This window comes from Nostoc sp. (assembly GCF_036916975.1).
Lineage (GTDB): Bacteria > Cyanobacteriota > Cyanobacteriia > Cyanobacteriales > Nostocaceae > Nostoc.
In genome coordinates, this window is record NZ_JBALFF010000077.1 from 29,279 (window position 1) to 51,708 (window position 22,430).

Here is a 22,430-nt window from a genome sequence, read left to right on the forward strand (position 1 = left end):
TTTGGGAATTTATGATGATACCTGGAGAAATTATTACACCAGCAGGTGAAATTGAACTAAATGTTGGTCGTCCTACTATAAAATTGCAAGTGTCAAATACAGGCGATCGCCCCATACAAATTGGTTCCCATTATCATTTTTATGAAGTTAACACAGCCTTAAACTTTGACAGAGAACAAGCGCGAGGAATGCGCCTCGATATCCCCGCTGGAACCGCAGTTCGTTTTGAACCAGGCGACGAAAAACAAATAACTCTAATCCCCCTCGTTGGTACTCGCCAAATCTACGGCTTCAACGCCAAAATTAACGGAAACTTGCCACGAATCTAAAATAGACTCAGACATTCATTGAGGATTTTATATGTTAACAGCAGAACAGCGACGTATCAGCCGTGATTTTAAAACTATATTGAAATCAATGGTGTGTCTGTTTAGAGAACCAACTAATCTAGACTATATTTATAATCTGGAAGATGAGTTGCGTTACAGTCAGGCAACCTTATTAGCTGTTGAGTGGTTAAAAAGTCAACCGCAAGTATCACTGTTGATTCAAGAACGTTATATTGCACCATATCCTAATATCGAAGTATTACTGCAATATCCTGAAGACTCATTAGGATATGCCTACGCATCTTATATTAAAAAATCTGGTTTTGACCCCGGTTTTTATCGTCAAATGCAAGTAGAAGACGATGTGAGTTATGTGCTGTTACGCAGCCGTCAGACTCATGATATTTGGCATGTAGTTACAGGTTTTAAAACTGATGGACTGGGAGAACTAGGTCTTAAGGCTTTTGAATTAGCCCAAACCCGGAGAAATTTAGCTGTTTTCTTAGTAGGAGGCGGGTTATTATCCATCCTCGTGAAAGCGCCAGATGTTCTCCCTAATTTATTAGAACAGATAGCTGTCGGTTACGCAATGGGTTCAAAAGCAAAACCATTATTAGCGCAAAAGTGGGAAGAACATTGGGATAAACCTTTATTAGAATGGAGAACTGAATTAGGAATTGATTCAGATATTTTAAATTAAAAGGAATGAGATAATGAATTACAGAATGGATCGCCGCGCCTACGCCGAAACCTATGGGCCAACAGTAGGCGATCGCATCCGACTTGCAGATACAGAATTATTTATTGAAGTTGAACAAGATTTCACCACTTACGGCGATGAAGTGAAATTTGGCGGCGGTAAAGTCATCCGCGACGGTATGGGACAATCCCCAATTTCTAACGCCGATGGTGCTGTAGATTTAGTAATTACTAATGCCTTAATTCTCGATTGGTGGGGTATTGTCAAAGCAGATATCGGCATTAAAGATGGCAAGATTTTCAAAATTGGTAAAGCTGGAAATCCTTATATTCAAGACAATATAGATATCATTATCGGTCCGGGAACCGAAGCCTTAGCTGGTGAAGGAATGATTCTCACTGCTGGCGGTATCGATGCCCATATTCATTTTATTTGTCCCCAACAAATTGAAGTAGCGATCGCCTCCGGCATTACGACCATGATCGGCGGCGGTACTGGCCCAGCTACGGGTACAAATGCCACTACCTGCACCCCCGGACCTTGGAATATTTACCGAATGCTGCAAGCGGCTGATGCTTTTCCCGTCAACTTAGGATTTTTGGGCAAAGGTAACGCCAGTCAACCCCAAGGACTTGTAGAACAAGTAGCCGCCGGTGCAATGGGGTTAAAACTACATGAAGACTGGGGAACCACACCCGCAGCAATTGATACCTGTCTTAGTGTTGCCGATGAATATGATGTCCAAGTAGCGATTCATACTGATACTCTGAATGAAGCCGGATTTGTCGAAGATACGATCGCCGCTTTCAAGAATCGTACCATCCACACCTACCACACCGAAGGCGCAGGGGGTGGACACGCACCAGATATTATCAAAGTTTGCAGCCAAGCTAATGTTCTACCATCTTCCACCAACCCCACACGTCCTTACACCGTCAATACCTTAGACGAACACCTGGATATGTTGATGGTATGCCATCACCTCGACCCTGCGATCGCTGAAGATGTCGCTTTTGCCGAATCTCGCATCCGCCGAGAAACCATTGCCGCCGAGGACATTTTGCACGACTTAGGCGCATTTAGTATGATTTCTTCCGATTCTCAGGCAATGGGAAGGGTAGGCGAAGTGATAATCCGCACCTGGCAGACATCTCACAAAATGAAGGTACAACGGGGAAGTCTTAATCCACAAGGAACTGAGCAAAAAGCAGACAATTTTAGGGCAAAAAGATATGTTGCTAAGTATACTATTAACCCAGCGATCGCTCACGGAATTGCTGATTATGTCGGTTCGGTGGAAGAGGGGAAATTAGCAGATTTATGTTTGTGGCGATCGGCATTTTTCGGCGTGAAACCAGAGATAGTCATTAAAGGCGGAATGATTGCATGGGCGCAAATGGGCGATGCTAACGCCAGTATTCCCACACCGCAACCAGTGTATATGCGATCGATGTTTGGTAGTTTTGCCGGGGCGCGTCATGCTACATCATTAACTTTTGTTTCGCAAGCAGCTTTAGAGAATGAAATTCCTAGCCAGCTAGGTTTACAAAAAGCAGCAGTTGCAGTTTCTGGAACACGCCAATTGAGTAAGGGGGATATGAAGCTGAATGATGCATTACCCCACATTGAAGTAGATCCAGAAACATACCAAGTCAGGGCTGATGGTGAGTTGCTGATTTGTGAACCTGCAACAGTTTTACCAATGGCACAGAGGTACTTTTTGTTTTAATTTATGACTGAGCAACTTACTGATTATGATAGTCCTTGGAAAGAAGTTATTGAGCTATATTTTCCCCGCTTTTTGGAATTCTTTTTCACCCAAGCTTATGCCGAAATCGACTGGACGCGACCTTATGAATTTCTGGACACAGAACTGCAACAGCTAGAACCGGATGCAGAAATTGGGCGGCGTTTGGTCGATAAAGTTGCAAAAGTTTGGCTACTGGATGGAGAAGAAGCTTGGGTATTGGTTCATGTGGAAGTTCAAGGGCAATATGACAGCCAATTTGCCGAACGGATGTACACATATAATTACCGCTTGTTTGACCGCCATAAAAAGCGAGTCATTAGTTTAGCAGTTTTAGCAGATGAACAAGTGAATTGGCGACCTAAGAGCTACAGCTATCAGCTGGGCGGATGTCGCGTCAGTTTAGAGTTTCCTGTGGCGAAACTGTTGGACTATGAGCAAGGGTGGGAAACCTTAGAGCAAACAACCAACCCCTTTGGTGTAATTGTGATGGCGCATCTCAAGACCAAGGCAACGCAACGAAACCCACAAAATCGGCTACAGTGGAAACTAAGCCTAGTCAGACGGCTGTATGAACGGGGATATAGCCGGGAAGATATTCGGGAACTATTTCGGTTTATCGACTGGATAATGGTTTTGCCAAAAGAGTTGGCACTTAGTTTTAAAACGGAAGTAAGAAGTTACGAGGAGGCAGATAGAATGCGGTACGTAACTAGTATTGAAAGGCTAGCAAAAGAAGAAGGAATTGTCGAAAATGCGAGAGAAAGCATTATTACAGTCCTAGAAACGCGATTTGGAGAAGTGCCAAGCTCCATTGTCGAAGTTATCAATAGGATAGAAGAACCATCTGTACTCAAAATGCTTCATAAAAGTGCGATCGCAATTCCTTCCACAGCAGAATTTCAGCAAGTTTTAGATAATCTCACCTCTGGAGAATGAGCGTAGATATCGAGCGGCTTTTTGTCAGATATTTCTCTTAAAGATGAGAGTAAAGTTGCCCTCATTGATTTTCTGTCTTGGAGTTACAATCAAATAGTAAAACTTTGTATCTGATATAGAAAATTATGCTACCTTTTAAGAAAAAAATTGTGACTGATGAAGCCATGCATCCAGTAGCAGTGTTGATTGATTATCAGGACTGGCAGCAAATTGAGAAGATATTAGAAGTTCATCAATCACAACAAAAACAAGACTTTAATTTAAACCAGTACGCAGGTGTAATTCAACTAACTCAAGACCCTTTGGAATATCAGCAGCAAACTAGGGATGAGTAGTGTTGACACAACCTTTATTTTTGTTAGATACAAATATAGTCTTGTATTTTTTGGGTGGTCGTTTGGTAAACCCACTACCATCAGGACAATATTTTATTTCAGTGATTACTGAAATTGAATTGCTCTCTTATCCGAGTATAAGTCTAGAAGAAGAAACACAAATTATTGATTTTTTAAATAAAATTACGGTTGTTGGTATTGATAATAATATTAAGAATTTAACAATTGCATTTCGCAAACAATATAGACTTAGGCTTCCTGACGCAATAATTGTAGCAACTGCAAAATATTTAAATGCAATGTTATTTACAAATGATGTAAGATTGGCTAATTTAACAGAAATTAACACTCAGTCAGTGCAAATTGTGTAATTGGAGCGATCGCTTGTTTTGAGGCTAGATAAAAAAGTCCGTGCCTTGGATGTAACCTTCTGGGGTAGCGATCGCCACAGTACAAGCTCTAACTAATTCCCAACACTTCTAAGTAAGTGGGCGCAAATAATCATCACTGGTTCGTAGTTGCGCTTTAGCGCATCCGGATAAAGATGCGCTAAAGCGCAACTACGAGCCAAATACAGAGATTTTACTTTTCGTTACATAGTTTGGTTTTATCTTGCCTACCTACTTAGTCACCCAGCGAGTAATAAATTAGATTTTTCAAACAACCTTTTAGAGAAAGTATATCTAACGTTAATATCTAAGAAAACTATATGCATCTATAATGACTTCACAATCTTCTGGCTCTGACAAAATTCTGGTTGTTGATGACTCTCCTGATAACGTGTTTTTGATCAAAACTATTTTAGAGGAACAAGGTTACACCATTAGCACCGCAGAAAATGGGATTTCCGCCTTGCAAGAATTGAAAGCTTCTCCTTGTGACTTGGTTCTGCTGGATTTAATGATGCCAGATATGGATGGGTACGAAGTCACCAAGCACATTCGCGGTGATATGAAATTGCCACAATATATCCCCATATTGCTGATAACTGCCCACGATACGCCCAATGTTGCCCACGGATTAGACTTGGGTGCTGATGATTTTATCCGTAAACCTGTAACAGTAGATGAATTGCTGGCAAGAGTGCGATCGCTCCTACGTTTGAAGCATAGTATGGATGAACGTGATGAAATTGCCCGTCAGCGAGAAGATTTTGTCTCCCGCCTCACCCACGATTTACGCACTCCCTTGGTAGCCGCCGATCGCATGTTAATGCTATTTCAGCAAGGAGCGTTGGGAACATTATCAGCGCAAATGCAGGAAGTAATCGCCATCATGGCGCGTAGCAACATCAACCTGCTTTCTATGGTCAATACCTTATTAGAAGTTTATCGCTTTGAAGCAGGTCGCAAAACTTTGGCATTTCAACCAGTTAATCTGGGCCAATTGCTAGAGGAGATGACTGGAGAATTAGCACCTCTAGCTCAAGACAAAGCCCTGTCCCTAAATTTAGACTTTACTGAGGAGTCAAGCACAAAAACAGTACTGGGCGATCGTTTAGAATTGCATCGTCTATTCACCAATCTTATAGGCAATGCGATTAAATTTACTAATTCTGGGTCTGTGACTATTCATTTTACTTCTCAACGCGAGTTTGATAAAAGTAGTCAATCTCAGTTCTCTGAGATATCCAATTCTGTTGACTACATTAGAATTGAAATAGCGGATACAGGCCCAGGTATTCTCCCTGAAGAACAAGCCACCATATTTGAACGATTTCGCCAAGGTAGCCACAAGAGTTCTGGTAGTGGCTTAGGACTCTACCTTGCTCGCCGGATTGTCGAGGCGCATCAAGGCATTATTTTGCTAAATTCTGAGTTGGGCAAAGGTAGTGTATTTATTGTCCTTCTACCTACTAAAAAATCAGAAAATTAGCCATTATAAATTATGAATTATCCAATAGTTTACCCTTTTAATTCATAATTTATAACTTAATGACTCTCTAGCCAAATGTTAAAATAAATGTTTTAGCGAGAAAGTCAAATACTAAAAAATAACGAATCAAATATACTCACATAGCAACGCTAAGATTAAATCAATAGTTTTTTAGGGTACAAAACAATGATTACCACTGAATTATCTAACGTTGGCAATATTATCCAAAATCAGCGTAATTTTTTTAATAGTGGCAAAAGTAAAGATGTCACTTTTCGCATTGAGCAGCTGAAAAATCTCAAGCAAGCAATTATTGAGCATGAACAGTCAATAGTAGAGGCATTACAAGCAGATTTACATAAACCAGAACTGGAGACTTATCTTACAGAAATCGGCGTAATTAAGGAAATTGATTACGCTATAAAACATCTTCAAAACTGGACTAAGCCAAAAAAAGCAGCAGTTTCGTTAGATTTTTTTTCCTACTCGGCGAGAATTTATCCAGAACCGTTGGGAGTTGTCTTAATTATTGGGCCTTGGAACTATCCATTTCAGTTAATTATCTCACCGTTAGTAGGTGCGATCGCAGCCGGGAATTGTGCAATTATCAAACCTTCAGAAATTGCTTCTCATACCTCTGATGTCATTGCTAAGATGATTGCCAAACATTTTGACCCTGCTTATATTGCAGTAGTTGAAGGAGGCGTGGAAGCAAGTCAAAAACTATTGGCAGAAAAGTTTGACCATATCTTTTTTACTGGTGGTACATCTGTCGGCAAAATTATTATGGCAGCAGCAGCAAAATATCTCACACCAGTTACTTTAGAATTGGGTGGCAAAAGTCCTTGTATCGTAGATAGTGACATTAATCTTGAACAGACTATCAGACGAATTACTTGGGGCAAATTTATTAATGCTGGACAAACTTGTATCGCCCCTGACTATCTTTTAGTTAATAAAAAAATCAAAAAAGATTTAATAGATGGGCTGGGAAAATGCGTAAAAGAATTTTATGGCGATAATCCTGTAAACAGTCCTGATTATGCCAGAATTATCAGTCAAAAACACTTTGATAGGTTGGTTAACTTTCTCAAAGATGGTAAAGTTATCATCGGTGGGGAAAATCAACCTTCAGAGCGTTATATCGCCCCCACGGTGGTTGATAATGTCTCCTTAGAAGATTCTGTAATGCAGGAAGAAATTTTTGGCCCGATTCTACCCATCATTGAATATACTGACATTGCAGAAGCGATCGCCTTGATTAACTCTAGACCTAAACCCTTAGCGTTATACTTATTTTCTCAAAACAAAAACCTACAAAATCGAGTTTTGCAGGAAACTTCCTCTGGCGGAGTTTGTATTAACGACACAGTGATGCAAGTTGGTGTCTCTTCTTTACCATTTGGTGGCGTGGGAGATAGCGGTATTGGCAACTATCACGGTAAAGCTAGTTTTGACACCTTTTCCCATAACAAAAGTGTATTGCAAAACTCCTTCTGGCTCGATTTAAAATGGCGATACGCTCCATACCAGGGCAAATTGCCTCTAATCAAGAAACTTCTAGGTTGAAAGTAAAAGTTAGGAGTTATGAGTTATAAGTTATGAATTATGAATTTTTAACTCCTAAGGGACTTCCAAGAAATAAATTATTCCAAGAAACGAACCACAGAGACAAGGCAGCGCGGTCTTGGGGGTTTCCCCCATGAGCGACTGCCGCGCAGAGAACGCAGAGAGAAGAAATAGAGAGAGTTTTTGCGTCAGTTTTGGAACATTTTTTTATTTGGAAGTCCCTAACTCCAAACTCCAAACTCCTAACTCCTAACTCCTAACTCCTAACTCCTAACTCCTAACTCCTAACTCCTAACTCCTAACTCCTAACTCCTAAAACCCAAAAGCATTACTATAACGCTCCTCAGCCCAAGGTTCACCACGGCGATGGTAGCCATTACGCTCCCAAAAACCAAGTTCTTCATCAGCTAAAAATTCTAAACCATTAATCCACTTAGCACTTTTCCAAGCGTAGAGATGGGGAACAACTAGCCGCATCGGGCCACCATGTTCAGATGGAAGGTCTTCACCAAAGACTTTAAAAGCAAAGAAGTTTTCTTCGCGCATAAAATCTTCTATAGAAATATTGGTAGTGTAGCCGCCATAGCAGTGTTCCATAATATGGGCTACTTTAGGGTCTAGCTCAATCAGACCCATGAAATCTGTTACTTTAATGCCAGTCCATTTGACATCCAGTTTAGACCAGCGCGTTACACAGTGAAAGTCTGCTGTGAATTCGTGTCGAGGTAGCGCCATAAAGTCTGACCAACTAAAGGTAGCAGGTTTTGCCAAACCCCAAACTCGAAACTCCCATTCTTCAATGATGACTTGGGGAGTTGCACCGTAAGTTAATACGGGGAAACCTTTAGCTAAGTGTTGACCAGGAGGGACGCGATCGCTCTCTTCTTTCCCTGGTTTCTGAAAATATTTTCCTAGCATAGTTAGAGAAAAATAAGTTTTCTCAAGATGTATACAAGCTTTTTTGCTGAGTTGCCAACAGCACCAGATGTTTTACTATTTATCTGATTACTTGATCGTTACTCGTGAATGATAGGTAATAGCTAATGGATAGTCGCAATTACTCACTACCAATTTTTTCGATCTAAATGAGCTTGTGAGTTTCAGTCGGGGTTTAAACCCCCGTCTGAAAATGTCTTTCATTTTGAATTTTGAATTGTTAAGATTCTTCTTCCTCTTCTTCAGCAGCTGGATATACAAATGTAGAACGTCCAGTCAAAATTGATTTGCCCAGAGACAGGGCTTTCTGAGCTTCGACGACGGCTTTGTGCCTCCAGGTAGCTCGACGTTTATCTCGTTTTGATTTTGAAGTTTTCTTCTTAGGAACAGCCATGTCAGCAGATATCGCAATTCTTGACAACCTTACTATTCTAGTCCATCCACTGACGCCAAGGGCAACAGTAAACCCAATTAATGAATTGCCCCTACTGAAATATAAAGGTTTCGGCTATTTTTTGGGTAAGTTCTGGCTATTTTCTAAGAAAAGTAGAGATCGCGCAGTTTTAAAGTAAGTCGCCCAATTTTGAGCATCGGGACGCGATCGCCATTGGGGACGGCTGACATCTAATGCCAGAACTGGTGCGATCGCTCCCTGATTTTGTACGGACACAATTATTGAAACATCTGTCACCAAGATATCTTGGTCAAAACTCCGTTGAGCAGATGCTCTCGCGGCTGCTTCCGCCCTTCTGAGAACGGTTTCATAGTTTTCATCTGGCAAGCGGTCAATAGCTAGATCAACTCTAGCGGTGTAAGCCCGCACAGCCTGAGGTGCGATCGCTTCCGTCAAAAACCACGCAGGAACAGTAGATATGAGCAAAACTACTAAAGGAATTATCCGGATTCTTCTGGCAATTTGGCTAATAACTGAAAAGGGAGTGATCGATGATGGTAGGTGAGCAGAAATCTTGCTCATAACCTTCTATCTCCTTATTGATAATCTTTTATTGAATTTAGGTAAAAGGTATTTTCCGGTCTATAAACGTAATAAAAATTACATTTTAACTGAAGATTCGATCAGAATCACCTAGACTATAAAACATAGGTTAGCTTTGTTTTTTTGACAAAGCCAACCGCAATTTTAAGACAAGCAAACAATAACTGACACAGAGCGGGATGGCAAATTACTGGGCGATCGCGATTGGCATCAATCAATATCAGTTATTTCAACCTTTAAGTTGTGCTCAAGAAGATGCTGAGGCACTAGAGGATTTTTTGGTGACAGAGGCAGGTTTTCTCCCCAAACACTGTCTTTTAATGACGGATACCTCGCCGCCGATTGGGGATAGATCAACTTATCCCACTAAAGAGAATATTTTGCTGCTGCTTGAGGATTTGGCAGCGACAAGTTGGCAACCAGAAGATTATCTGTGGTTATTTTTTAGCGGTTATGGGGTCAACTACAAGGGCAAAGATTACTTAATGCCAGCAGAAGGTAACCCCGAAGTGCAAGAGACTGGCATAGAATTGCGATCGCTAATGCAAAGTCTGCAACTTGCTGAACTAAATGTATTGTTACTACTCGATATCAACCGCGCTTTTGGCACTCAAGCGGATGCTCCGGTTGGTGAAGAAACAATAGAATTAGCTCAAGAACTACAACTGGCAACAATTCTTTCTTGTCAACCAGAGCAATTTTCCCATGAAAGTAGCGAATTAGGTCACGGATTCTTTACAGCAGCTTTGTTAGAAGCTTTACGTTCTGGTAACGGTAGCAATTTGGCAGATTTAGAAAGCTACCTAAGCCTGATCGTGCCAAAATTATGTCACCACCACTGGCGTCCTGTCCAAAACCCTGCCACTATAATCCCATCAAGGGCGCAGGTAATTTTGCCAAAATTGGCAATGGAAAGTGACTTGCAATCAGAACCGATGATTTATCCCGAAGAATCCTTTGCTGTTGCCCGTGCGGCTCCTCCCCTTGACGATTCTAAAACTTCAGCAGAACGGGGCAGATGGGGAGAACCTAATGTGAACTCCTCCCAACAGGTGAAGGCTCCCAAGGTCGAAAAATCTCAAGGTCAACAAGTCAAGGAGTCAGGTACTGGCTTAGTTTCCCAGCCAATGGCGGAAACTTCTTTAGGAGTGAATCCCAAGGGAAGATTTATTCCCAATTCCTCTAAAGGTTACGTCTCTCGATTGCCATCCAATCAGCCAAGCATTCCTTTTTGGAAACAGTTTATTTTATGGGGCGGAGGCAGCCTGCTAGTAGCAGGTTTAATCGCTGTAGTTTTTCTCCGTAATCAAGAAACTTTTAAAATTAAGCAAATATCAAGCACATCGCCCAATGGTGCGGCGAGCGATCGCCAGGTTATCGAGAATTTACCAAGCGATGGCACTCCACCAGTTAGATTTAAAAACCAATCTAGCGCCCAAATAACTTCTAGTTCCGAGTCAAAAAATCGCAATCAAGCAGTATTAGACCTGGCGAAAATGTCGCTCAGACAAACTCAGGCTAGCGATTTGGGCATGGCGATCGCAACAGCCCGAAAAATTCAACCTGGTGAACCACTCTACGAACAAGCTCAGGAGAATATTAAGATTTGGAGCCAAATGATTTTAGATTTAGCAGAGGGACGTGCTAAACAAAGACAGTATGCTAGCGCTATTGCAGCCGCACGATTAATCACCAAAGATGAAGCTCCTTATGCCAAAGCACAAGCAACAATTAACCTGTGGCGGTTAGAGGGCAAACAGTATGTAAGTAACAAAACTCTTTTAGATGCAGCTAATGCCTTAATTAAGTCTGGACAGGCATCTACCTACAATCGGGCGATCGAAGTTGCCAAAAAAGTACCACCGGATCAACCAGGCTTCGATACTGCCCAAAAATCGATCAATAAATGGAGTGAGAAAATATTAGACCTGGCCAAGCGTCGCGCCACCGAAGGAGAACTTAATGCTGCAATTGCGACTGCTGCTTTAGTACCAGAGGAGACAGGCGCTTACGAAGATGCTCAGGATGCCATTCAAAAATGGCAAAAAAAATAGCTAATAAATAGCTAATAAATAGTTAGGAGTTAGGAGTTAGGAGTTTGGAGTTTGGAGTTTGGAGTTTGGAGTTTGGAGTTTGGAGTTTGGAGTTTGGAGTTTGGAGTTTTAATTCTTCACTCATCACTCCTCACTCCTAACTTTTCCCTCAGCAGTACTGCGATACATCTTCGCCGCATTCATCGGCTAGATAGCACATTGCTCGGAAACGTAAACCAACAACTTCTTCATATAAGGGGTTGAGCTTGCACATGGGCGGAATGTGAAACAAGGTTTTCCCAAATAATTTGACATCTCGCTCAAAGGGACACTGAGATGGAATCAGTTTGCACAAGCGGTGAGCTAGTTGGCGATCGCTGATTTGAATGTTTTCTAAACGCTGTCGTAAAGGTTGGAGAATATCCCAGTCAGGCTTGGAAATAGAAGGGTTTAGCTGGGTTACTTGATGGTCACTAGTATCTGCTTGATTAATTGATACCCAGCTTGCCAGAAAAATCTTTTTTGTGGTATTGTTGAATACCTTCATGGTTAATCCTCTGTGTTATTGAGGCTATTCATCTTTTTGATGAATATATACAATGTGGCAACGAAGTTTCCCGGAATAATCTCGTTCTGACCGCGATATAATGTAATACCTGATTAGCGACTTAAGTCAGAACCTATTTGATTACTACGTCAAGTTAATCGCAATTTTCTGGGGATCGGTAGTGTAATATTACGATCTTGTTCATAACTTGATGTAGTTTAAATTTTAATAAAGACATCCATCATTAGATAGGTTTTAGTGTAACATTTACAGAACTTAATATCAGATATTTTTGAGAGCATTTTTGCTCAGTAAAAATATCAGTAATATCCTAGCAAGCATCTTTCACCCCCGTATTGCCACTTCTCCAGCTAAGAGCATCCTTTTTATTGCTGGCTAAATATCGTAGAAATAGAGAGAAGTCTGTAGACGTTGCTGCGGTTTAAAGCCTGGTAGGTTAGGCTTTCATCATTAAGATGCAGAGCGGCTCCCCATGAAACATCGGTCGTAGCAAAGTCTGGGTAAAGAAAGTGATGCTTCTCCAATTTGCAATCTATAGCGTCTTAGGGCTAACTTATTTGGGGTTAGCATTGGGCTACATTCCTGGTTTACGCATGAACCGCGCTACTATTGCTTTGGTTGGTTCTGCCTTTTTAATTGCTTTAGGTGTTCTGAATTTACAGGAAGCATGGCAGGCTATTGATGCCAATACCATCGTATTTCTCTTGAGCATGATGGTAGTTAATGCCAACCTATCCTATGCAGGGTTTTTTAGGCGATGGCTCTCGGTGATATTGAGTATCACTCGCAGCCCTGTAGGTTTGTTGATTGCTTTAACTTTTGGTAGTGGTATTCTCTCCGCCTTTTTTCTCAATGACACTATAGCGTTGATTTTCACACCCTTAACTTTGAGCCTGACTCAAGCTTTGGGGTTAAATCCGATTCCTTATTTACTAGCGATCGCAGGTGCAACTAATATAGGCTCGGTAGCAACTTTGAGCGGTAATCCCCAAAATATCCTGATTGGCTCCTTTTCAGGTATCTCCTATCTAGATTTTCTACGTGTATTAGCTCCAGTTGCCCTTGTCGGCTTAATAATTCAAGTAATATTACTGTGGCTACTTTACCCAGATGTGCGCTCAGTCAAACCTTGCCAAGAAGTAACAGTTGACAATCAACGTATTTTTAAACCCTTATTTAAAAAAACATTAGTTATCACAATTGGGTTACTAATTGCATTTACTATCGGTTTACCGTTAGGGGAGTCTGCTTTAGTTGCTGCTAGCTTGTTGCTAATCACTCGCCGCATTAAACCGCAACGCATTTTGCAAAAGGTTGATTGGAATCTGCTGGTAATGTTTTCTGGATTGTTTATTTTGACGCGAGTCACACAAAAGTTGAATTTACTCCAGCCATTTACCCATGCAATCAACTCTGCTGCGAGTTTTTTGGGTGTAACTGTTGTTTTATCTAATTTAATTTCTAATGTTCCGGCTGTACTCTTATTGCATCCCCTAGTTCCTTCAGGTGACACTAAGTATTGGCTATTATTGGCAGCCGGATCAACTTTGGCTGGTAATTTGACTTTGTTTGGTTCAGTCGCCAACTTGATAGTTGTAGAAGCTGCTACTGATTTAGGTTACAAGCTAACTTTTTGGGAACATCTAAGGTTTGGAGCGCCACTAACGGTGTGTACTCTACTTTTAGTGTACTTATGGGTTCATTGAGGATGTGTGGCTTGATAACAAAAAACCAACAAAATAAATAAGTATCAATAATCTCTTTAACTGCCTCAGCAATATTTAATTAAGCATTCTCAATAGTAACTTTTATAAGATTTTCGCTAATCGAGTATCTATTGGTTTTTACATCTCTTATGACGATTGTTATAAATTCATGCTGTACTGTCTACATTGAAAAGATTGCGTTGTATAATATCAGGGTTTTGCCCAGTTCTATTTATTTGGGTATTTTTCTTTTGCGGACATAACAGTTTTTCTCCTTTATATTCTTGCCATCCTAGAACTCGTCTAAGACCTATTTTGATGTATTCTTCTTGAGACTCTATGCTGATAGAATTTCGCCTTAATCGTTTTGCTACAGCAGCAGATGTAAAAGTACCAGCGAATGGATCAAGTAAAAGGCTACCTTCATTACTACTTGCAAGAATAATTCTTTCTAACAATGATTCAGGTTTTTGGGATGGATGATTTTCATATTCTTTCATTTGAAATCTTACACGGGGGAAATACCATACATTACCAGGGACTTTCTCTGTATTATATAAACTTGGTACGGATTTCCTATAATCAATTAATTTCCTCTGTGCGCCTGTTTTTGCTTCTATTTTGATCTCATTTGAGTTAAAAATGTAACTACTTTTGTCTTTTACACAATGGAGTATTGGCTCATACATTGAGCCGAAGTATTTTGTCGCTTGAACTCCAGAACTATCATAATGCCAAACAATTCGGCTAAGAATTACCATTTTTTTTCTTAAGTAAAGGTCAAAAGATGGCATTGCTTGGGTACTTGTCATAACATATAGAGTTCCATTCGGCTTTAATATTCGAATGCACTCATCAAGCAACTTATATGCCCAGTTTACATATTCCTCATCCGATTCCCATTTGTCATGAAAATTTGAAAATTTTTTCCCTATGTTATAAGGAGGATCAATGAAAACAATATCTACAGATCCAGAAGCAATCTGATTGGATAAAATATTGAGAGCATCACCATGAAATATAGTATGCCCTACGTCTCCATATCGTTCAAACATTAGCAATCGGCTTGGTTTACAAGTAAAATGCTTTCTCTCAATCTCACACAAAAGCGCAAAGACCCTCAGAAAAACTCTGCGTCTCTGCGCCTCTGCGTGAGCTTATTTTCTACGATGCCACTTGAGCAGCAGTCCGAGTCCGGCGTCTTCTGCCATCGGCAACTTTCACGGGTGGCTCATCAGGAATTTGCATCAACAAAGTCACAGATGGCTGACATTGCAATTCTCGACGGATGGAACGTTGCAATTCTCGTTCTAAAGTTCCTTGCAATCCACCCCAGTCTATATCTGCTGCTTGACCTTCGCTAGGAGCAAATTCTGTCCAGCGCACAGTGAGGATTTCTTCAATCCGTTGTTTTACCCAGGTTTGTAGGAGCGATCGCTCTACACTTGTAACTACACCCCGCAGGTGAGTTTCTGGTTTTGCCAATAGTTTACCATTCCAATCAATGGCAGCTGCGATCGTAATAATGCCTTCTGAAGCCATGCGTTGCCGTTCTTGCAGCACTTTGGCACTTACCATACCCGAACTAGTAGTATCCACCAATTCGATGCCAGATGGCACTTTACCAGCGACGCGAATCGCATCGTCAGTCAGTTCGACAATATCACCATTCTGAATAATGATCATGTTTTCTGCGGGAATGCCCATACTCTGAGCCGTTTCTGCGTGCTTCACTAGCATCCGATGTTCGCCGTGAAATGGCACAAAGAATTTGGGTCGAGTTAAGGCAATCATCAGTTTTTGTTCTTCCTGACAGCCGTGACCGGAGACGTGAATCCCTTTATCCCGACCATAGACCACTTTCGCACCTTGAATCATTAATTTATCAATGGTGTTGACTACTGCGATCGTATTTCCGGGAATTGGGTTAGCAGAGAATACTACTGTATCTCCTTCACGGATTTTGATGTGAGGATGTTCTTTGTTGGCAATGCGGGTCATTGCTGCCATCGTTTCACCCTGAGAACCTGTAGTTAAAATCAGTACTTTATCATCAGGTAGATTGCGGACTGCGTGCAATGGTTGCAGCAGATTATCTTCACACTTGATGTAACCTAAATTGCGGGCATGAGCAATCAAGTTCAGCATGGAACGCCCGACAATCGTCACTACACGGTTTTGCTTCTTGGCGATATCCAATATCATGTTGATGCGATGCACGCTAGAAGCAAAGGTAGTGACAAATAATCGCCCAGTGGCTTGACTAAATACTCTCTCTAGATTGGGATAAACTGAACGTTCCGAAGGTGTAAACCCTGGTATCTCAGCGTTAGTAGAATCACTTAGGAGGCAAAGAACGCCTTTTTCTCCATGTTCTGCTAACCGTTGCAAATCAAACTTTTCACCATCCACTGGGGTGTGATCAATTTTAAAATCCCCTGTGTGAATGACTACACCAAGGGGAGTCTGAATGGCAACTGTAAAACTATCAGCAATGGAGTGGGTGTTGCGGATATATTCTACTAAAAAGTTTTTGCCAATCCGCACCACGTCGCGTGGTAGAACTGTTCTGATTTCTGTGCGATCGCGCACTCCTGCTTCTTCTAATTTACCCTCTAGCATTGCCATTGCTAGTCTTGGCCCATAAATCACCGGGATATCAAATTGCTTGAGATGGAAAGCAATCCCGCCAATATGGTCTTCATGACCGTGAGTAACGATCATCCCTTTAATTTTGTGGCGATTTTCTCTCAGATAGGTCGTATCTGGCAGAACAATATTTACTCCATGCATCGCCTCTGTGGGAAAAGCCAATCCTGCATCTAACAGAATAATTTCATCGTCATACTCAAAAAGACAGGTATTTTTCCCAATCTCGTGCAAACCGCCCAAAGGAATAATTTTCAAGGCGGAATTATTAGCTTCGTTTTTAGCCATTTTCTCCTTAGATTGTTACTTGTGGTTAATTTAGTTGATAGTTAACGAACTTGTATTTAAGACAACATCATTTGTCTCTTAATTCAGTCCCAAAGCAATCAAGTTTTAATTGAAGATTTCAATTTTTTATTCAATAAAATCGACTGTACACTGAAGAATTTATAGTATGTCTATCAGTCCTAGCACAGATTTTTAAATTTCAACTTATGAACATTGTTTATATCTATCTTTAGAAACCAGCAGATTAACAGCGTTTAACCGAGTGATGGCTAGATTAAACTAAGTTCTTTCAGAACCGCTTCTAACTTTTGAGTTACTTCTAAATCGGCTTCACATAAGGGTGGACGAGTTGAACCAACCTCCCAACCTTGAAGTTTCAGTGCTTTTTTCACCGGAATGGGATTTGAAGTGAGAAATAAAGCTTTAAACAACGGGAAGAGTTGCAGATGAATCTCGCTTGCTACCTCAATTTTCCCGGCATTAAAAGCTTGGATCATCTGCTGTAGTTGGTTTCCTACCAGATGAGAAGCCACACTTACCACGCCCTTTGCCCCGATCGCTAACAAGGGCAAAGTCATGTAATCATCACCAGAGTAGATGTGGAATTCTTTTGGTGTCAAGCGACGAATTTCGCTTGCCTGATCTATACTACCAGTGGATTCTTTAATTCCGACAATATTGCTAACCTCAGCTAACCGGGCAACTGTTTCTGGCTGAAGGTTTTGTCCGGTACGACCGGGGACATTGTATAACAACAACGGTAAGTCGGGACAGGCTTGTGCTATGGCCTGAAAGTGCGCTTCCAATCCCGCTTGTGGCGGTTTGTTGTAATAAGGAACAACTTGTAAGGAACCATGTACTCCTATTTTAGACGCTTTTTGGGTGGCTGCGATCGCTTCTTTGGTGGAATTTGAACCACAACCTGCAATCACCTTGGCTTTTCCTGCCACCGACTGCAATACCTCAACAAACAACTGGTATTCCTCATCCCAACTTAGGGTAGGGGATTCTCCGGTTGTGCCGCACACCACCAATGTATCTGTTCCGTTGTTAGCTAGATGTGCTGCCAGTTCTGCCGCTACATCATAATCTACACTACCGTCTGCTTTAAACGGCGTAATCATAGCGGTTAAAACATTGCCAAAATCTCCCACCCTTTTTTCACTCCTGATTACCCATGTTTTTGTATCTTGGTGGTTTTCTCTTGTAATAACCTATCTGCAAATTTCTTTCAACAGTAATTTGCACATTTGCTCTTTTCCATTAGTTGTTTATCTTTACTAATGGCTCGCTGGAAACGTAAGCTTTCGCCGGTTTTAGTAGATTTTTTTCTACCAGCAATTCGGCAATTTGTATTGCATTTAATGCTGCGCCTTTGCGGATTTGGTCACCACACAACCATAATTCCAAGCCACAGGGATGAGAAATATCTTGACGAATCCTTCCCACTAAAACTTCGTCTTTACCAGTTGCTTCAATTGGCATCGGAAAATAGTTACTTTTCCAATCTTCTACCAATTTCACTCCAGGGGAGGAATTTAAAATTTCTCTGGCTTCCTCTGCACTAAAGGGAGTCTCAAATTCTAAATTAATGGCTTCTGAGTGTGCTCGAAGTACGGGAACCCGTATACAGGTTGCAGTGATTCTGATTTGCTGCGTACCAAATATTTTTCGGGTTTCGTTGACCATTTTCATTTCTTCCTCACAATAACCCAAATCGTTTAATGGTGAGTTATGCGGGAATAAATTAAATGCCAGTGGGTAAGGCAATACCTCAGCTACTGGCGGCTGTCCTTGTAGTATAGCGCTTGTTTGCCTTTTAACTTCTGCCATTGCTCTAGCACCAGCACCACTAGCAGATTGGTAGGTTGCAACTACGATGCGTTGCACTGGTTTAATTTTATGCAATGGCCAGACTGCTACAGTCATTAAAATTGTCGTGCAATTGGGGTTGGCAATAATGCCTTGGTGATTAGCTGCGGCTTGTGGATTCACCTCTGGCACTACTAAGGGAACTTCCGGGTTCATCCGAAAGGCACTGGAGTTGTCAATTACCACTGCGCCTTTTTCAACAGCAATTGCTGCCCAAGCTTTGGATGTGGAACCACCCGCACTAGCTAGTACTATATCCACATTTTCAAAGGCGCGATCGCTCACTGCCTCTATTGGGATATTTTCTCCTTTAAAGCGCAGCGATCGCCCGACACTCCGCTCTGATGCCAATAGCTTTAACTCAGCAATCGGAAAATTACGGATTTCTAATAATTCCAGCAACTCTGTACCAACGGCACCAGTCGCCCCCAAAATAGCTACACGATATGATTTAGACAAACTCACTTCCTCCTTTAAGAGGTTTTTTTGCAATTTGGAACAGTTGAAAATTTACTTATATTTATCTAGCGATCGCAGCCTGGAAATACATTTTCAATTAGGTTTATATTTCTCTCTAATTTAGTCTATTTTTGTCAATCTCTAAATAATATTTATACATTTATTTTCTTGGTTATTTAATAATTTAAGTTATGTTGCACTCTCCAACAATGGCTATCCAATTTTTCCATCGATTTAAACTATATATTATTATACAACAAACAGCCATTTAGCAGAAAAATGGAGATATCTGCACTTAAGCGTTTTACAGGCATCATACTTGCAAGGCAACGAACGTCTTCGCTTCAAAGTTGCTTACCAAAATGATGAATATACTAAGATCGAAGTGGATATAAATCACCACAGCATAGAACTGAGCTATACGGTTAGGTGATAGATGGGGTCTTGTACCACAACTTAAGTAAGTAGCTAGACTCAATACTATAACTTTAAGTTGGGAGTACTAACCAGTCGCTGAAAACCAGGATATCACGGCGTTAGCCCACTGGATAATTAATTCCTAAGTTTCAGAGGGAGTGGGGACTGGGGAGCAGGGGGAGATAAGGGAGGAGGGACAAGAATTAATTAATAACCAATGCCCAATGCCCACTTGCCCTGAGCGAAGCCGAACGCGAGTGCGTCTCCAAGAGTTGGGATGCCCCATGCCCCCATTAACTAAATTGTTATGAAGCTAAAATGTCAAGTCCTTGGTGATTGGCAGTAAACTGGATCTTTGCCCCAAGACAAACATCCAACCTTGGATGTCATAAAGCCTTTTGGCATCCCATTCCCTTAAGACACATCAAGCTATAAACGCAAACAATTATTGCATCTTGTGTGTACTTGGAGTATAAAATACCAGAAAACTAGAGACGAAGCATGAAAGTTACCCAGGAAAAACTTCCCGCCAGCCAAATTGGCCTGGAAATAGAGATTACGCCGGAAATTACCAAGCAAACTTACGAACAGGTCATTAAAAACTTAGCGAGTACTGCCAATATTCCTGGGTTTCGTAAAGGCAAAGTGCCTCGGCCAATATTGCTACAACGGCTGGGTACAACTCGTATCAAGGCAGCAGCGCTGGAAGAATTAATTCAAGACGGCATTGAGCAAGCGGTTAAACAAGAAGCTATCCCAGCAATAGGTCAGCCACAATTGCGCTCCTCCTTTGAAGATTTAATTAAGAATTATGAACCTGGAAAACCTCTAATAATTTCGGCTGCTGTCGATGTAGAGCCAGAAGTGAATCTAGTTCAGTACACTGATTTACAAGCTAAAGCTGAAGAAGTCAAGTACGAGCCAGAACGAGTGGACGCTAGCCTCGACAAGGAACGTCAAGAATTGGCGACATTGATTCCTGTTGAAGGACGTTCAGCCCAAATCGGTGATATTGCCGTAGTCGATTTTAAAGGTTCATTCGCCATTGAGGGCGAAGACGAAACAGCCGAACTAGAACCGATTCCCGGAGCCGAAGCAACTGATTTTCAAGTTGAGTTGCAGGAAGATAAGTTTATTCCAGGCTTTATTTCGGGAATATTGGGGATGAATCCCGAAGAAACTAGAGAAATTGCAGCACAGTTCCCAGATCCTTATGCTAACGAAGATTTAGCTGGAAAAGCGGCAACTTTCACAGTGACGCTTAAAGAACTCAAGGAAAAGGAATTACCAGAAGTAAATGACGATTTTGCCCAAGAAATCAGCGATTTTGAAACCTTAGAGGAGTTACGCGCTTCTTTGGTAGAGCGATATCAAAAAGAGGCGGATGACAAAACAAAAACAAATAAACAGGAAGCGTTGTTAACGGAACTGCTCAAGCACGTAGAAGTTGACTTACCAGCAACCATGATTGAGCAAGAAGTGGATGCAATGCTAACGCAAACAGCAATGCGCCTGTCTCAGCAGGGATTGGATGTAAAAAAGTTGTTTACTCAAGATATTATTCCTCAATTGCGGGAGCGATCGCGTACTGAGGCAATTGAACGCATCAAACGCTTCTTGTCGTTGCGCGAAGTCGGTAAACGCGAATCTATTCAGGTAACACCAGAAGAAATCGCAGCCAAAGTCACAGAACTTTTGGAACAGTACCCGGAGGAACAAGACGTTGATGAAGACAAACTCCGCTCAATCGTGGAAAACGAACTATTAACCGAAAAAACCATCGATTGGCTCTTAGAACACTCCTCAGTTGAACTTGTACCCGAAGGCTCGTTGAATCCCATAGAGGAAACGGAAGCCGTAGAATCAGATGCTGATGCTGATGCACCTCAGACAGAGGAAGAAATCAGCGAAGCTTCAACAGAAGTCACAGAAGGATAATTAAAAATCCCACAGCCATGAGTTCACCAGTTCTGAGTTAAAGTACTGGTGAAATGGGTAAGTTAAAAGAGACTAGGGAGAAGGGAGCAGGGGAGGCAGAGGGAGAAGAACTATATAATTATTGTCCAATGCCCAATGCCCCATAACTCTTAACTCCTGAACAGTCAGGGATGAAGAGAGAATAATTAAAGAATTAATGAATTCTCAGCAAATTGTGACACATGTTATCGCCTGAGCTTGATACTGTGTTACACGAGAGGAAATTATATGAGGCATAATGGTTAACACGTACCTATAAAAATATCATTGGCTGAAAAGGCAGCATCTGCTGCTGAAACATTTGTCCTAAATTATCGTCAAAGAAAGCTTGTATGCTTGTATCGCAGTCGGGAAATAACCCCATCAGCAACCAAAGTCGAATCAACATTAACTCCCAGTTGAACAGCCCTAGCAACATCGTGCCGATGGTGGTTGAACAGTCTGGCATGGGAGAAAGGGCTTTCGACATCTACTCCCGCCTGCTGCGAGAGCGGATTATCTTTTTGGGAACGCCAATAGATGATACTGTAGCTAACTCAATTGTGGCTCAGTTGTTATTTCTAGACGCTGAAGACTCAGAAAAAGACATCCAACTGTATGTTAATTCTCCCGGTGGCTCGGTCTACGCAGGGATGGCAATCTATGATACAATACAACAAATTCGCCCTGATGTTGTTACCATCTGTTTTGGATTAGCCGCGAGCATGGGGGCATTTTTGTTGACAGCAGGGGCTGCCGGTAAGCGAATGTCTCTGCCCGACTCCCGGATTATGATTCACCAACCACTTGGTGGCGCTCAAGGTCAAGCCATTGACATTGAAATTCAAGCCAGAGAAATTCTTTACATTAAGGCTAAGTTGAATGAGTTAATGGCTCATCATACTGGTCAACCCATAGAAAGAATTGAAGCAGATACTGAGCGCGACTTTTTCATGTCGGCAGAAGAAGCCAAGAACTACGGTTTGATTGATCAGGTCATTTCCAGGCAAAATCTTCCCACAGCAGGGGAAAACGTCACCATTCTGAAATAAGAG

At 41.5% G+C, this 22,430-nt stretch carries 21 protein-coding genes; 12 read left to right on the top strand and 9 right to left on the bottom strand.

Translation table 11 applies throughout. The features are described 5' to 3' along the window. The first annotated feature begins 14 nt into the window (after positions 1-14). From V7K73_RS18530 to V7K73_RS18565, 8 genes are all read left to right on the top strand, one after another. Positions 15-329 carry an urease subunit beta gene (locus tag V7K73_RS18530; protein ID WP_334882062.1) on the top strand — a complete coding sequence of 105 codons (315 nt, stop codon included), beginning with the start codon at positions 15-17 and terminating at the stop codon, positions 327-329. Between the two features lie 31 nt (positions 330-360). Continuing rightward, complete coding sequence (locus V7K73_RS18535) at positions 361-1,029, top strand: Coq4 family protein (RefSeq protein WP_334882031.1); 669 nt, start codon at positions 361-363, stop codon at positions 1,027-1,029. Positions 1,030-1,042: 13 nt separating this feature from the next. Then, positions 1,043-2,758 carry an urease subunit alpha gene (gene ureC, locus V7K73_RS18540; RefSeq protein WP_334882032.1) on the top strand — a complete coding sequence of 572 codons (1,716 nt, stop codon included), beginning with the start codon at positions 1,043-1,045 and terminating at the stop codon, positions 2,756-2,758. A 3-nt stretch (positions 2,759-2,761) separates the two neighbouring features. Next, positions 2,762-3,715: a transposase gene (locus V7K73_RS18545; RefSeq protein WP_334882033.1), complete on the top strand. Its 954-nt coding sequence runs from the start codon at positions 2,762-2,764 to the stop codon at positions 3,713-3,715. A 125-nt stretch (positions 3,716-3,840) separates the two neighbouring features. Next, complete coding sequence (locus tag V7K73_RS18550; protein WP_334882034.1) at positions 3,841-4,050, top strand: hypothetical protein; 210 nt, start codon at positions 3,841-3,843, stop codon at positions 4,048-4,050. Beyond that, positions 4,050-4,421 (top strand): type II toxin-antitoxin system VapC family toxin, encoded by a 372-nt coding sequence (locus tag V7K73_RS18555; protein WP_334882035.1) that lies wholly within the window; start codon positions 4,050-4,052, stop codon positions 4,419-4,421. The genes V7K73_RS18550 and V7K73_RS18555 overlap by 1 nt, the downstream gene beginning before the upstream one ends. Before the next feature lie 349 nt (positions 4,422-4,770). Continuing rightward, on the top strand, positions 4,771-5,925 hold the full coding sequence (locus V7K73_RS18560) for a hybrid sensor histidine kinase/response regulator (RefSeq protein ID WP_334882036.1): 1,155 nt from the start codon (positions 4,771-4,773) through the stop codon (positions 5,923-5,925). A gap of 186 nt (positions 5,926-6,111) precedes the next feature. Further along, positions 6,112-7,494, top strand: coding sequence for an aldehyde dehydrogenase (locus V7K73_RS18565; RefSeq protein WP_334882037.1), 1,383 nt, complete (start codon positions 6,112-6,114; stop codon positions 7,492-7,494). A 312-nt stretch (positions 7,495-7,806) separates the two neighbouring features. Here the strand turns inward: V7K73_RS18565 and V7K73_RS18570 are convergent, their stop codons facing one another. The 3 genes from V7K73_RS18570 to V7K73_RS18580 form a co-directional block, all read right to left on the bottom strand. Next, entirely contained in the window at positions 7,807-8,412 is a 606-nt protein-coding gene (locus V7K73_RS18570) for a sulfite oxidase-like oxidoreductase (RefSeq protein WP_334882038.1), read from the bottom strand. Positions 8,413-8,650: 238 nt separating this feature from the next. Continuing rightward, complete coding sequence (gene rpmF, locus V7K73_RS18575) at positions 8,651-8,824, bottom strand: 50S ribosomal protein L32 (protein WP_094328804.1); 174 nt, start codon at positions 8,822-8,824, stop codon at positions 8,651-8,653. 114 nt (positions 8,825-8,938) lie between these two features. Further along, positions 8,939-9,406 (bottom strand): hypothetical protein, encoded by a 468-nt coding sequence (locus V7K73_RS18580; RefSeq protein ID WP_334882039.1) that lies wholly within the window; start codon positions 9,404-9,406, stop codon positions 8,939-8,941. A 200-nt stretch (positions 9,407-9,606) separates the two neighbouring features. Between V7K73_RS18580 and V7K73_RS18585 the strand changes: the two genes are divergently transcribed. After that, on the top strand, positions 9,607-11,481 hold the full coding sequence (locus V7K73_RS18585; protein ID WP_334882040.1) for a caspase family protein: 1,875 nt from the start codon (positions 9,607-9,609) through the stop codon (positions 11,479-11,481). A gap of 148 nt (positions 11,482-11,629) precedes the next feature. On the opposite strand, the gene V7K73_RS18590 is transcribed toward V7K73_RS18585, so the two are convergent. Then, the gene (locus V7K73_RS18590; RefSeq protein WP_334882041.1) at positions 11,630-12,007 is read right to left on the bottom strand and encodes a Mo-dependent nitrogenase C-terminal domain-containing protein; all 378 of its coding nucleotides are present in this window, start codon (positions 12,005-12,007) and stop codon (positions 11,630-11,632) included. Positions 12,008-12,540: 533 nt separating this feature from the next. On the opposite strand from V7K73_RS18590, the gene V7K73_RS18595 reads away from it, so the two are divergent. Then, on the top strand, positions 12,541-13,734 hold the full coding sequence (locus tag V7K73_RS18595; RefSeq protein WP_334882042.1) for an anion transporter: 1,194 nt from the start codon (positions 12,541-12,543) through the stop codon (positions 13,732-13,734). 167 nt (positions 13,735-13,901) lie between these two features. Here V7K73_RS18595 and yhdJ read toward each other — a convergent pair whose 3' ends face one another. From yhdJ to V7K73_RS18615, 4 genes are all read right to left on the bottom strand, one after another. Next, on the bottom strand, positions 13,902-14,789 hold the full coding sequence (yhdJ, locus tag V7K73_RS18600; protein WP_334882043.1) for an adenine-specific DNA-methyltransferase: 888 nt from the start codon (positions 14,787-14,789) through the stop codon (positions 13,902-13,904). A 109-nt stretch (positions 14,790-14,898) separates the two neighbouring features. Further along, positions 14,899-16,671 (bottom strand): ribonuclease J, encoded by a 1,773-nt coding sequence (locus V7K73_RS18605; protein ID WP_334882044.1) that lies wholly within the window; start codon positions 16,669-16,671, stop codon positions 14,899-14,901. Positions 16,672-16,940: 269 nt separating this feature from the next. Beyond that, complete coding sequence (gene dapA / locus V7K73_RS18610; protein WP_334882045.1) at positions 16,941-17,825, bottom strand: 4-hydroxy-tetrahydrodipicolinate synthase; 885 nt, start codon at positions 17,823-17,825, stop codon at positions 16,941-16,943. Between the two features lie 109 nt (positions 17,826-17,934). Next, complete coding sequence (locus V7K73_RS18615) at positions 17,935-19,002, bottom strand: aspartate-semialdehyde dehydrogenase (RefSeq protein ID WP_334882046.1); 1,068 nt, start codon at positions 19,000-19,002, stop codon at positions 17,935-17,937. 918 nt (positions 19,003-19,920) lie between these two features. Here V7K73_RS18615 and tig point away from each other — a divergent pair. Continuing rightward, entirely contained in the window at positions 19,921-21,357 is a 1,437-nt protein-coding gene (gene tig, locus V7K73_RS18620; RefSeq protein WP_334882047.1) for a trigger factor, read from the top strand. A gap of 292 nt (positions 21,358-21,649) precedes the next feature. On the opposite strand, the gene V7K73_RS18625 is transcribed toward tig, so the two are convergent. Next, entirely contained in the window at positions 21,650-21,844 is a 195-nt protein-coding gene (locus V7K73_RS18625) for a hypothetical protein (RefSeq protein ID WP_334882064.1), read from the bottom strand. Between V7K73_RS18625 and clpP the strand changes: the two genes are divergently transcribed. Then, positions 21,795-22,427 (top strand): ATP-dependent Clp endopeptidase proteolytic subunit ClpP, encoded by a 633-nt coding sequence (clpP, locus tag V7K73_RS18630; protein WP_334882063.1) that lies wholly within the window; start codon positions 21,795-21,797, stop codon positions 22,425-22,427. The genes V7K73_RS18625 and clpP overlap by 50 nt on opposite strands. Positions 22,428-22,430 lie beyond the last annotated feature (3 nt).